Genomic DNA, 12,601 nt, shown 5'->3' on the forward strand with positions numbered 1-12,601 from the left:
CTCAGGTCGTCGCCGCCGGCCGCTTGAACATCCGCGTCGCCGTGATCTCGCTGTGCGTCTCCTGGCCCGGGTCCTGCTGGGGCAGGCCCGGGCGGAGGTGCTCCTCCACGCTGATGTACTTGAGGCCCGCCCGCAGGTCGGCGTCGTTGCGGAGCCGGATGACCAGGGGGAACTCGGCCAGGGCCGTGGTGTCGAACAGGCCTGTGGTGTACAGCAGCTGGACGCCGAGCGCGTCGGCGACCGCACGCTGGAGCTCCAGCAGATAGGTGGCGTTGGCCCGGCCGATGGGGTTGTCGAGGAACAGGGTGCCGGCGTGCCGGTGCTTGTCGCGGCCCCGGTCGTTGGAGCGCAGCGCGGCCATGGTGCAGTACAGGGCGATGGCCGCGGTGAGCAGCTGCCCGCCGGAGAACACGTCGCCCATCTGCCCGACCGGCACCCGCTCGGCGCGCAGCACCGCGTCGGGCTTGAGGATCTCCACCGCCACGCCCTTGGGCCGCAGGGCGGCGGCGACGCCGCGCAGCAGCAGGGACATGCCGTCGCGCCGCAGGTCGGAGTTCTTCCTGACGGCCGCGCGGGTGGCCTCGTCGATGACCTCGCCGAGGCGCTCGGTGAGGGTGGCCTGGTCGGGCTCCTCGAAGCGGATGCGCAGGAACTCCTGCCCTGACCACTCCCCCAGGCCCTCCGGCAGCCGGGACAGCCGCTGGGCGGAGCGCAGGGTGGCGAGGGCCGACTCGACCAGACCCCGCAGCCGGTCCACGATCGAGTCGCGGTTGCGCTCCAGTTGCTCCAGCTCGTCCGTGAGCACCCGCAGCCGGGGGGCGAAGGCGTCGGACCACTTCTTGGCGTGCTCCGGCAGCGCGGAGGCGGGCAGTTCGCGGATCTGCTGGCGGGCAGGCGTGCGGACCTGCTCGTAGCGGGTGGAGTTGGCGTGCCGCACCAGCACGTCGCTCGCCTCGCGCACGGCGGCCTCGGCGGCGGAGAGGTCGGCGGCGCAGCCGCGCAGCGAGCGGCGCGCCTCGGCGGCGGACCGCCGGGCGTCCTCCAGGTCGCCGGGATACGGCTCGGTCCGCTCCTGCTCCTCCTCGGCGGCGTGCTCGCGCAGCAGGTCGCGGAGCATGGCGGCGATCTCGTCGAAGCCGCCTGCCGCGTCCTCGGCGGACCGGTGGGCGGCGAGGAGTTCGGCGTGCGCCTCCTGGGCCTGACGCAACTCCTCCTCGCGGGTGGCGAGTTCGGCGGTGGCCGTGCGCAGGAGGGCCTGGGCGTGCTCGGCGTCACGCGGGACCAGTTCCTCGGGGAGGTCGGTGTGCGCCCCGCCGTCCGCGGGGGCGAGGCGCTCGGCCTCGCCGCGGAGCCGGCCGAGCTGCTCGCTCGCGCCGGACATACGGGTCTCCAGGAGCTGGACCAGCTCCTCGGCGCGGGCGGCGGCGGCCTGCCGGCTGGGCCCGTCGGATCCGTCGGGCGACTGGAGCAGCTGCTCGGCGCGGGTGCGGACCTTGTTGCTGAGCCGGTCCAGCTCGGCGCGGGCGGCGCTCTCGTCGCTCTCCGCGCGGGCCTGTTCGGCGCGCAGGTCGGCGCCGACGCCGACCTTCTCGTACAGCTGGGACGCGGCGCGGTAGGCCTCCCGCAGGGCGGGCAGGGACGTCTGCGGGGCGCCGTCGCCGTCCTCGGGCAGGTCGTCGGGGGCGCCGGCGATCTCGGAGCGCTCGGCGCGCAGGGTGCGGGCCGTACGCCGGGCGTCGTCGGCGGCGCGCTGGGCGGCGCGCCGGTCCTCGTCGGCGGCGCGGGCGCGCTCCAGACAGGACTGGGCGCGGGCCTCCGCCTCGGCGGCGTCGTCGGCCAGTTCGCGCAGCTTGGCCTGCCAGCCGGCGCGTTCCCGCAGCCGGAAGGCGAGTCCGGCGAGGGCGTCGGCGGCGCGCCGGGCCTTCTGGGCGGCCTCCTGCCGCTCGTCGCGGACCCGGACCGCCTCGGCGGCCGCCTCCTCGGCCTCCGCCCGCAGGCCGCGCGCCTCGGCCAGCTCGGCCTCGGTCTCCTCGGCGAACGCCCGTGTCTGCTCGGCCGTCGCGGCCAGTTCGGCGAGGCGTCCGGCCGGGCAGCCGGTGCGCCACGAGGCGAGCCGGGCGGCGAGTTCGCGGTCCTTGCCGAGCCGGGCGGCGAGGGCGCGGATCTCCTCGTCCCGCTCGGCGGCGCGGGCGCGCAGCGCCTGCCGCTCCTCGTCGGCGGCGTGCTCGTCGTGCATGGCCGGGTTCGGCGGTACGAGGAACACGTCGCCGGAGCCGGACGCGGGCGTGGGCGCGAGCAGCGCGGCGGCCGTGCCGACGGCGACGGCGGACCGGGGCAGCAGGGCCGCGTCGCTCAGCGCCTCGCGGGCGCGGACATGGGAGTCGGGGTCGGTGATGACGACGCCGTCGACCAGCTCGGGGCGGGCGGCCAGGACGCGCGCGTGGTCGGCGGGGTCGACGGCCTGGGCGAGGTAGCGCCACCCGGGGAGGGCGGGGATGCCGTGCTCACCGAGGAACTCGACGGTGGCCAGCACGTCCGGGCCGGGCGGCAGCAGTCCGCCGTCGCCGAGGGCGCCGAGGATGCGGGCGTCGTCCGCGGCGGCGGTGCGCAGCTCGAACAGCTGGCGCTCGGCGGAGGACACGGCGTCGTCCAGCAGCTCGCGCAACTCGTCGGCGAACCGGTCCAGTTCCTCCGCGCTCAGCCCGCCCTCGCGGGGGCCGTCGGCCGCGCCGCCGGAGTCCGTGCGCTGGCCGGGCAGGGCGGTCCGGCGCTTGCCGGAGGCGCCGGGCAGGCTCAGCAGCTCCGCGAGCCGCTGTTCGGCGGCGAGGCCCTCGGCGGTACGGCGCTCGCCCTCGTGGGCGCGCTCGGCGGCCGTGGCCGCGTCGGCGGCGCGGGCGGCGGTCAGCTCGGCGCGGCTCTCGGCGGCGGCCGCCTCACGGGCGTGCTCGGTGGCCCGGCGGGCGGTCTCGCGGGCGGTGTCCCAGGCGGCGACGGCGGTCTTCTCGGCGTCGCTGGCCGCGAGGGCGGCGCGGGCCGGGTCGGCGTCGGGGGCGCTGTCGTCGAGCCAGCCGGCCCGGACGGCCTCGGCGGTCTCCTGCTCGACCTCGGCGAGCCGCTGGCGCAGGTGGCCGATCTCGCTGCGGGCGCGCTGCGCCTCGGTGGCGGCGGCGGTGGAGTCGCGGTAGGCGCCGTCGCCTGCCTCCTGAAGGGCGGCGGACCGCTCCTCCTCCTCGTTGGCGAGGTCCTCCGCGTTCCGTGCCGCGGCGTGCAGGGCGCGGACCAGGTCGACGGCGGCCTTGGCGCGTGCGGCGAGGGCCGGGGCGGCGTCCCGCTCGGCCTCCTGGATCGCGGCGGACACCCGGGCCACCCGGTCGGCGGCGGCGCGGTGCCGCAGCACGGACTCGGCGGCCTGCCAGGCGGAGTACAGGGTGCGGGCGTCGGCCAGTTCGCGCTTCTGGGCGGCGGCGGACTTCTCGGCGGCGGCGAGCGCCAGCGAGGCGTGCCGGTAGGCGAGTTCGGCGGCGATGGACGCGCTGTGCGCGCGGGCGGTCTCGGCCCGGGTGACGGCGTGGGCGGCGGCGGTGACGCGGTGGGCGAGGTCGGCGGCGCGCTCGCGCTCCAAGGCGCCGCGCGCGGAGAGCCGGCGGGCGAGGGTGCGGGTGCGGCGTTCCGCGGAGGCGTGGATCTCCCGGGCGCGGGTGCGGGCGTCGGCGGCCTCGACGATCCGGCCGAGCAGGTCCGCCGACCCGGCGGTGAAGTCGCGTTCGGCGATGAGTTCGGCACGCCGGCCCAGCTTGTTGCCGAAGCCGCTGACGAGGTCGGCGAGTCCGTCGGTGTCACGGGTGTCGGTGACGGCGCGCAGCAGCAGGTCGGTGAAGTCGGAGTCCTTCTTCACCGCGAAGAGGCCGGCCGCCTCGCCCTCGTCGGCGTTCATCTCCCGCTGGTAGCGGAAAAGTTCGGGGTCGAGCCCGAGGTCGCCGAGGTGCTCGGTCCAGCGCTCGTGGATCTCCTCCCAGTGCACCTCCAGGTGCGGGTAGGTCCTGCCCGCCTCGGTCAGGGCGTCGCGGAAGCCCTTCATGGTGCGGCGCCGGCCGCGCGCGCCGGACTGCCCCTCGGCGGGCGGGCGCACGGACGTGGCCTCGGCGACGGGCAGGTTGTCCAGGCTGAGGCCGGGTCCCGGGCGGAAGGAGTACCAGGCCTCGGCGAACTTCCGCGGGTCGTTGGAGACCTGACGGCCTCGCCACTCGCTGACCTTGCCGACGACGACGCACTCGCCGGTCTGCACATGCTGCCATTCGAGCGCCACATGGCCGCAGTCGTCGGCGAGCAGGAACTTGCGCAGCACACCGGAGCTGGCCCCGCCGAGGGTGTTGCGGTGGCCCGGGAGCATCACGGAGAAGATCAGCTTCAGCAGGACGGACTTGCCCCCGCCATTCTCCAGGAAGAGCACCCCGGCGGGCGCGGGGCGGCGGGGCGGGCCGACGGGCTCGTCCGCGAAGAACTCCGCCTGCGTCGGCGCCGGGTTCGGCACGGTGGCGCCGACGCCGCGCAGGTCGAGCACGGTGTCGGCGTAGCGTGCGCCCGCCGGTCCGATGGAGTAGAGGCGGACCCGGGACAGCTCGTACATGGCGGACTCTCGTGAGGCTTCGTGGGGTGGGGGTCAGGCGGAGTGGAAGGGCAGGCCGGCGTCGGCGACCAGGTCCAGGGCGTCGCCGTCCTCGGGCGGCAGCAGGGTGGGGGTGCCGTCGGTGACGGGGACGACGCCGAGGTCGAGCAGTTCGGCCATGGCCGCGCTGCCCGCCATGTCGCGGACCTGGAGCTGGTAGCGGGCGGTGGTGCGGTAGGTGCCGCCGTTGTCGTCGCCGGTGCGCTGGAGGAAGCCGGAGTCGGTGAGGAAGGAGACGGCCTTCGCGACGATGCCGGTGGTGGAACCGGCCAGACGGCGGGCGTCCTTGGTGGCGCCGGTGGCGCTGCGCCGGGACCAGATCCGCCAGGCGGCCTCCAGTCCGGGGGCGCCGGTGGCCGGGTCGGTGTTCTCGCCCTGCTCGGCGGCCCGCTCCTCCAGCCGGTGGCAGGCCTGGCGGACGAAGGCGTCGACGCCGTTGACCGTGACGCGTCCGATGTAGCCGTCGTCGGCGAGGTCCTCGGGGCGGGGGAAGGCCATGGCGGCGACGGCGAGGTGGGCGAGGCCGTGCAGGAAGCGGTCGCCGCCGTCGGCGGAGGCGCGGCGCGCGTAGTCGCCCATGCGGACGGCGAACACGGAGTCCTCGGCGGCGGTGACGGCCATGCCGGCGCGCGGGGACACCTCCAGCACGACGAGTCCGAGGCCGGTGGCGACGGCGTCGGCGAGCCGCGCGAACGGCGGGTCCTCGCGGTAGCGGCGCAGCAGGTCCGCGTACTCCTGGTCGCGGGCGGGCTGCAGCTTGGGCTGGAGGCCGAAGGCGACGAGCCGGGCCGCGTCGGCGGCGTCGGCGGGCGTGACGGCGGTGCTCGCCGGCGTCGCCGCGGGCTCCGGCTCGCTCCGGTCGGCGTGCTCGGTCACGGTCGGGACTCCTCGGTGCGGGGGATGTCGGTGCGGGGGATGTGGCCGTGAGGGGCGCGCATGCGGGGTGCCGGTGTCGCGGTCATGCCGCCTCCGTACGGTCCGCGGCCATGCCCGCCGCGTCCAGCAGGGCCGTGCCCACGATGAGGTCGGCGCCGCCGAACTCGGGGTCGTCGAGCTCGGTGCCGTCGTCCACGGCGAACAGCAGCTTCCGTTCGCCCTGGCGGTAGGCCGTGCCGACCGGGGGGCTGGCGGCGTGGACGGCCAGCAGGGCGACCAGGTAGGGCAGCTCGGGGTCCTTGCGGCGGGCGTCGGCGAGCAGCCCGGACAGCCGGCGGGGCGCGTCGGCCGGGAGGTCGAGCAGCTCGGTGGCGGCCGCGAGCTGCTCTTCGCTGAAGCGGCTGTCGTCGGGCGTGGCGATGAGGTCCGGCTCGGGCATCTCCGCGCCGAGGTGCTCCCGCTCCACGGGCGGGGTGAGCAGGATCTCGACGAGGTCGGCGACCCGGACGGACACGGGCGTGCGCAGCCCGGTGCCGTGGGCGAAGAACGCGTCGGTGACCCGGGACGCCTGCTCCACGGGGAGCGGCAGCAGCGGCGCGAGGAGCTGGCCGTAGAGGTCGGTGCCGGCGGCCGCGGCGGGCGTGGCGAAGGCCTGCCGGTCCTGCTCGGCGCGGAACAGCGGACCGGCCTCCAGGAGCCGGGACTGCAGCTGGGTGTGGCGCCGGATGCAGTCCTTGACGATGTCCACCAGCTCGGCGGCGCGGCGCTTGTGCTCGGGGTCCTCGGACTCGTCGCGGGCCTTGCGGATGTTGGTGAGGATCGCGTTCTCGTGGCGGTAGCGGTCGGCGACGTGGTCGAGCGCCTCGGCGATCATGTCGGGCACGGCGCTGAGCCAGTCCACCGCGCGGACGTTGCGCCGGGTGGCCTCCAGGGCGCGGCGCAGGGTCTCGGAGTACTGCACCGTGCGGTAGCGGGCCTGCTCGGCGGCGAGCTGGGCGTCGGCGAGCCTGCCCCGGCTGATCAGCACCTCGAGTTTGACCTCGGCGGCGATCTGGGCGCTGGTGACGTCGGTGTCGAGGGCGCCGACCAGGACGTTGACCGCCTCGTCGGTGGTGCGCAGGTACACCGTGCCGCCGGGGCCCGGCACCTCCTCGATCAGCTTGAAGTCGTAGTCCCGGCGGACGTACGTGCCGTCCGGGCCGAAGACGCCGTACACCGCGCGGAAGCCGCGGTCGACGCTGCCGACGTTGATCAGGTTCTCCAGGACCCAGCGGGCCACGCGCTCGTGCTCGGCGGCGGGGCGGTCCGGGGCCTGGGCGGCGACGCGGGGGACGAGCCGGGCGACGATCTGGTCGTGGTCGGCGCCGGTGTCGAAGTCCATGTTCAGCGTGACCAGGTCGATGGCGGCGAGCGCGATCTCCGCCATGCCGTACACCGAGTACTCGCCCGCGAGATTGGCCTTGCGGGTGTCCAGGTCGTGCAGCGGCGCGGTGCACGCGAGCGCGCGCAGCCGCCGCGCCAGTCCCTCGTCGGCGGCCGGGCCCGGCGCGGGGCGCGGCCCCGCGCTGAGCTGGGGCGGAACGCTGTCCGTCGATGCAGGCGAAGTCACGGTGCACAGACTAGGTCCTCGGTCCGACAACGGCCCAAACGAGGCAGTTGCACCCCGGCGCCGTGACCTGCGGACCGTCCGGGAGGACCGTTTCCGTACGGTCCTAGTCCCCGCCCCCCACCTTGCGTCGGTAGACCTCCCCCACCCGTTCCAGCGACACGTCGAGGTAGGCGGCGAGCAGGCGTTCGGCCGTGTCCCGCTCGCCCGCCTCAAGAGCCTGGAGAATCTCGACATTTCGCGCGATGTACGGTTCGTGCAGCCGCTGCGGCTCGTCCACCGCGTGGAAGGCGAGCCGGAGTTCGGCGAAGACGCTGCGCATCAGCTCGGCGGTGCGCTCGCCGGAGGCGAGGGCGACCAGTTCCTGGTGGAAGTGGATGTTGGCCGTGCCCACCGCTTTCCAGTCACCTTCGCGGGCCGCCCGCCGCCCCTCCGCGACCGCCTGGGCGAGTCCGTCGAGGGCGTAGGGCGGCTCACCGAGTCCCCGTACGACGGCGCACTCGACGAGCCGGCGGGTGCGGTAGATGTCCTCGACGTCCTCGACGGTCAGCACCCGCACGAACACGCCCCGGTTGAGCTCGTGGACGAGCAGCCGTTCGTGCGTGAGCAGCCGGAACGCCTCGCGCAGCGTGTTGCGGGAGACCCCGAGGGCGCCGCCGATGCTGTCCTCCGAGAGCCGGGTGCCGGGTGGGAAGAAACCCTCGGCGATGCGGCTCCTGAGGATGTCCGCGACACGCTCGGCGGTGCTGGTCCTGCCCAACAGGGCACGGTCGTCGGCCAGTCCGCTCATCCGCTCTGCCATGCCGAAATTCAAGCGCACACCGAAGGATGAGACAACATGGGTATTGAAGGATCGTTCAACGATCCTCTACCTTGCTGAGGCACTGGCACGGCTCACTCCTTCCTTGCACCCCCGTCCCCTTCTGCGAGGTGCCCATGAGCACGACCCCTCCTCCGTCGAGCGCCCTGACCGGTCCCCCACGCTCCGTCAAGCCCGAGCCCCCCTTCATCGAGGACGGGGCGTTCGGCTGGCTGCGCGCGCTCGGCCCGCGCGGCAGGCGCGCCTTCGGCGGCGCTTTCGGCGGGTATGCCCTGGATTCGTACGACTACTTCACGCTGCCGCTAACGATGGTGGCGCTGTCCGCGTACTTCGGTCTGAACAGCGGTCAGACCGGACTGCTGACCACCGTGACCCTGGTCGTCTCGGCGGTGGGCGGCGCCCTGGCAGGCGTCCTCGCGGACCGCGTCGGCCGGGTCAAGGCGCTGCTGCTGACCGTGATCACCTACGCGGTGTTCACCGTGGCCTGCGGCTTCGCCCCCAACTACGAGACGCTGCTGGTGTTCCGCGCCCTGCAGGGCCTCGGCTTCGGCGGCGAGTGGGCGGTCGGCGCGATCCTGGTCGCCGAGTACGCCGGCGCCCGCCACCGCGGACGCACCCTCGGGGCGGTGCAGAGCTCCTGGGCCGTGGGCTGGGCCCTGGCCGTGATCGTCTACACGGCGGTCTTCTCGCTGGTCGACGGCGACCTGGCCTGGCGCGTGCTGTTCTGGACCGGTGCGCTGCCCGCGCTGCTCGTGGTCTGGGTGCGGCGCAGCGTGCAGGACGCGCCGGAGGCGGCCGCCGCGCGGGAGAAGAGCCCGGGCAAGGGATCGTTCGCGGCGATCTTCCGGCCGGCCCGTGAGGGCTCCCCCGGGCTGCTGCGCACCACCCTGTTCGCGGTCCTGCTCTCCACCGGCGTCCAGGGCGGCTACTACACCCTCGCCACCTGGGTACCGACGTACCTCAAGACCGAGCGCGACCTGTCGGTCGTGGGCACCGGCGGCTATCTCACGTTCCTCATCTCGGGCGCGTTCATCGGCTATCTGACGGGCGGTTACCTCACCGACCTGCTGGGCCGCCGGCGCAACATCTGGCTGTTCGCCCTGCTGTCGGCGGTGTGCATCGTCGCGTACACGAACATCCCCAGCGGCGCGAACACCCTGGTCCTGGTGCTCGGCTTCCCGCTCGGATTCTGCATGTCGGCCATCTTCAGCGGCTTCGGCTCCTACCTGAGCGAGCTGTACCCGACGGCCGTGCGCGGCACCGGACAGGGCTTCACCTACAACACCGGCCGCGCCGTCGGCGCCGTCTTCCCCACCACTGTCGGCTTCCTCGCCGACAGCTGGGGCGTGGGCGGCGCCCTGGTCTTCGGCGCGATCGGGTACGGCCTGGCCGCGCTGGCGCTGCTCGGGCTGCCTGAGACGCGCGGGAAGGAGCTGGAGTGACCCCCTCCGACGACGGCGCCCGCACCGCCGTGGACGACCGCCCCGTGGTCCTCGCCGACGACACCACGCGCGCGTGGAGCCCGCGGACGGCCCGCGCCCGCTTCCGGGAGGGCCTGGCGGTCCCCACGGCCGGCGTGGCCGCCGGGTACGCCCAGGCCAACCTGGTCTCCGTGCCCGCCGACTGGGCGTACGACATGCTGCTGTTCTGTCAGCGCAACCCGCGCGCGTGTCCCCTCCTCGACGTCACCGACGCCGGTTCCACCACCACCGTGCTCGCCTCCGGCGCCGACCTGCGCACCGATCTGCCGCGCTACCGGGTGTGGGAGGACGGCGAGCTGGTGGACGAGCCGACGGACGTACGGGCGTACTGGCGGGACGATCTGGTGTCGTTCCTCATCGGCTGCAGCTTCACCTTCGAGTGGGCGCTCGCGGCGGCGGGGGTGCCGCTGCGCCACGTCGAGCAGGGCCGGAACGTCCCGATGTACCGGACGACCTGGCAGTGCCGGCCGGCGGGGCGGCTGAGCGGCCCGATGGTGGTGTCGATGCGTCCGGTGCCGCCGGAGCACCTCGACGCCGCCATCCGGGAGAGCGGTCTGATGCCGGCCGTGCACGGCGCCCCGGTGCACTGCGGCGACCCGTCCGTGCTCGGCGTCGACGACCTGGACCGTCCCGACTTCGGCGACCGGGTGGAGCTCGCACCGGACGACATCCCGGTGTTCTGGGCCTGCGGGGTCACCCCGCAGGCGGCGGTCATGGCGTCCCGGCCGCCGTTCGCCCTCACCCACGCGCCGGGCCGGATGTTCATCGGCGACGCCCGGGACGAGCAGTTCCGTGTGGTCTGACCTCCCCGCGCACGACACCGCACCACGAGAAGAAGCGAAGGATTCATGACCTCGATCGATCTGAACGCCGACCTCGGCGAGGGCTTCGGCCACTGGCGGCTCACCGACGACGAGCGGCTGCTGTCGGTGGTGACCAGCGCCAATGTGGCCTGCGGGTTCCACGCGGGGGACGCACCCACCATGCGCCGGGTGTGCGAACTCGCCGCCGAACGCGGGGTGCGGATCGGCGCCCAGGTGTCCTACCGGGACCTGGCGGGGTTCGGCCGGCGGGCGATGGACGTGCCGCCCGCCGAGCTGACGGCCGAGGTGGCCTACCAGATCGGCGCCCTCGAGGTGTTCGCCCGCGCGGCGGGGACCCGCGTCGCGTACGTCAAGCCGCACGGGGCGCTCTACAACCGGGTGGTGCGCGACGAGGAGCAGGCGCGCGCGGTGGTCGACGGGGTCGTCCTCGCCGACCCCACACTGCCCGTGCTCGGGCTGCCCGGCTCACGGCTGCTGGAGCTGGCCGCGAAGGCCGGGCTCCCGGCCGTCGAGGAGGCGTTCGCGGACCGCGCGTACACCGACGAGGGCACGCTGGTGGCGCGCGGTCAGGAGGGCGCCCTGGTCACCGACCCGGGGGCCGTCCTGCGGCGTTCGGTGGACCTGGCCCGCAGCGGCGAGGTCGTGACGCTCTCGGGGCGGCGCATCGGGATGAAGGCCCGCTCCCTGTGCCTGCACGGCGACACACCGGGCGCCGTGGACCTGGCGCGACAGGTGCGGGACGCCCTGGAGGCGTCCGGGGTCCGCGTGGAGGCGTTCGCATGAAGGCGCTGCCCGTCGGCACGGACGCGCTGCTCGTCGAGGTGGCCTCGGGCGAGGAGGCGCAGGCGCTCCTCGCGGACCTGCTGCGCCGCCGCGCGGAGGGGTCGCTGACGGTCCGTGAGATCGTCCCGGCCGCGCGCACGGTGCTGCTCGACGGCCTGTCCGATCCCGCGCGCCTGGCCGCCGAACTGACCTCACGGCCGGTGCCGCCCGTGCCGCCGCGCACGGCCGGGACGGTCGAGATCCCGGTGCGGTACGACGGTCCGGACCTGGCCGACGTGGCGGCGCACTGGGGCGTCCCGGAGGCGGAGGTGGCACGGATCCACGCGGACGCCGAGTTCCGCGTGGCCTTCTGCGGCTTCGCCCCCGGCTTCGGCTACCTCACCGGCCTCCCCGCCCGCTACGAGTCGCCCCGCCGCTCCACCCCGCGGACGTCCGTCCCGGCGGGCTCGGTGGCTCTCGCCGGGCCGTACACGGGCGTCTACCCGCGCCCCTCCCCCGGCGGCTGGCAGCTCATCGGCACCACGGACGTCGTGCTGTGGGACCCCACCCGGGAGCCCGCGGCGCTGCTCTCCCCCGGCACGCGCGTGCGGTTCGTCCCGGTGGCCCCGACGGGACCGGCGACATGACGGACCGCGCGCTCTCCGTCGTGCGGGCGGGGGCCCTGACGACCGTTCAGGACCGCGGCCGCCCCGGCCACGCCCACCTCGGCGTCCCCCGCTCCGGCGCACTGGACGGCCCGGCCGCCGCGCTCGCCAACCGGCTGGTGGGCAACGGCCCGGACGCGGCCGTCCTGGAGACCACCCTCGACGGCTGCTCCCTGCGACCCCGTTCGACCGTCACGGTCGCGGTCACCGGGGCGCCCTGCCGGGTGACGGTGGACGGACGGCCTGCCGCCTGGGGCGCGCCGGTACGGGTGCGGGCCGGGGCCGTGCTGGACGTCGGTCCCGCGGTTCTGGGGGTACGCGCCTACGTCGGCGTGTCCGGCGGGGTGGCCGTGGAGCCGGTGCTGGGGAGCCGGTCCACCGACCTGCTGTCCGGGCTCGGCCCGGCGCCGCTGACGGACGGGGCGGTGCTGCCGCTCGGCGCGCGAACGGGTCTCCACGCGCGCGTGGACGTGGCCCCGCAGGCGGCGCCGCCCGCCGAACTCGTTCTGCGGGTGACGCTCGGGCCGCGTGACGACTGGTTCACGGCGGAGGCGGTACGGCGCTTCGTGACCGGCACGTTCTTCGTCTCGCCGGCGAGCAACCGCATCGGGCTGCGGACGACGGGGCCGGTGCTGGAGCGGGCGCGGGAGGAGGAGCTGCCCAGTGAGGGGATGGTGCTGGGGGCGGTGCAGGTGCCGCCGGCGGGAACGCCGGTGATCTTTCTCGCCGATCATCCGACGACCGGCGGCTATCCGGTGATCGGCGTGGTGCACGCGGCGGATGTGCCTGCGGCGGCGCAGGCTCGGCCGGGGACGCCGGTGCGGTTCGTCGCGGTGCGGGGGCGTGGGGGTTTCTGAGGTTTCCTCGCCCCCGCCGCCCCTTCCCTTCCCGTCCCTGGGGC

The 12,601-nt window shown here is 75.2% G+C and carries 9 protein-coding genes; 5 read left to right on the plus strand and 4 right to left on the minus strand.

All coding sequences use genetic code 11. The features are described 5' to 3' along the window. Position 1: 1 nt before the first annotated feature. From ACP7TJ_RS04665 to ACP7TJ_RS04680, 4 genes are all read right to left on the minus strand, one after another. A complete protein-coding gene (locus ACP7TJ_RS04665; RefSeq protein ID WP_427762233.1) occupies positions 2 to 4,627 on the minus strand; it encodes a hypothetical protein in 4,626 nt (1,541 codons plus the stop codon). Between the two features lie 33 nt (positions 4,628 to 4,660). Next, a complete protein-coding gene (locus ACP7TJ_RS04670; protein WP_093768214.1) occupies positions 4,661 to 5,542 on the minus strand; it encodes a hypothetical protein in 882 nt (293 codons plus the stop codon). An 82-nt stretch (positions 5,543 to 5,624) separates the two neighbouring features. Next, positions 5,625 to 7,151: a hypothetical protein gene (locus ACP7TJ_RS04675; RefSeq protein WP_093768215.1), complete on the minus strand. Its 1,527-nt coding sequence runs from the start codon at positions 7,149 to 7,151 to the stop codon at positions 5,625 to 5,627. A 103-nt stretch (positions 7,152 to 7,254) separates the two neighbouring features. Next, positions 7,255 to 7,950: a GntR family transcriptional regulator gene (locus ACP7TJ_RS04680; RefSeq protein ID WP_093768216.1), complete on the minus strand. Its 696-nt coding sequence runs from the start codon at positions 7,948 to 7,950 to the stop codon at positions 7,255 to 7,257. 134 nt (positions 7,951 to 8,084) lie between these two features. Here ACP7TJ_RS04680 and ACP7TJ_RS04685 point away from each other — a divergent pair, with 134 nt between their 5' ends. From ACP7TJ_RS04685 to ACP7TJ_RS04705, 5 genes are read left to right on the plus strand one after another with little or no spacing between them, the layout of a single operon-like run. Continuing rightward, positions 8,085 to 9,410 carry an MFS transporter gene (locus ACP7TJ_RS04685; protein WP_425823444.1) on the plus strand — a complete coding sequence of 442 codons (1,326 nt, stop codon included), beginning with the start codon at positions 8,085 to 8,087 and terminating at the stop codon, positions 9,408 to 9,410. Continuing rightward, complete coding sequence (locus ACP7TJ_RS04690) at positions 9,407 to 10,252, plus strand: putative hydro-lyase (RefSeq protein ID WP_176710885.1); 846 nt, start codon at positions 9,407 to 9,409, stop codon at positions 10,250 to 10,252. The genes ACP7TJ_RS04685 and ACP7TJ_RS04690 overlap by 4 nt, the downstream gene beginning before the upstream one ends. 45 nt (positions 10,253 to 10,297) lie before the next feature. Further along, positions 10,298 to 11,056: a LamB/YcsF family protein gene (locus tag ACP7TJ_RS04695; protein WP_427762236.1), complete on the plus strand. Its 759-nt coding sequence runs from the start codon at positions 10,298 to 10,300 to the stop codon at positions 11,054 to 11,056. Beyond that, positions 11,053 to 11,682 carry a 5-oxoprolinase subunit PxpB gene (pxpB, locus tag ACP7TJ_RS04700; RefSeq protein ID WP_093768219.1) on the plus strand — a complete coding sequence of 210 codons (630 nt, stop codon included), beginning with the start codon at positions 11,053 to 11,055 and terminating at the stop codon, positions 11,680 to 11,682. Before ACP7TJ_RS04695 ends, pxpB begins: the two co-directional genes overlap by 4 nt. After that, complete coding sequence (locus ACP7TJ_RS04705; protein ID WP_167743972.1) at positions 11,679 to 12,557, plus strand: biotin-dependent carboxyltransferase family protein; 879 nt, start codon at positions 11,679 to 11,681, stop codon at positions 12,555 to 12,557. Before pxpB ends, ACP7TJ_RS04705 begins: the two co-directional genes overlap by 4 nt. The last annotated feature ends 44 nt before the right edge of the window (positions 12,558 to 12,601 follow it).

This window comes from Streptomyces sp. DSM 41931 (assembly GCF_050271085.1).
In the GTDB taxonomy this organism is placed as follows: domain Bacteria; phylum Actinomycetota; class Actinomycetes; order Streptomycetales; family Streptomycetaceae; genus Streptomyces; species Streptomyces albogriseolus.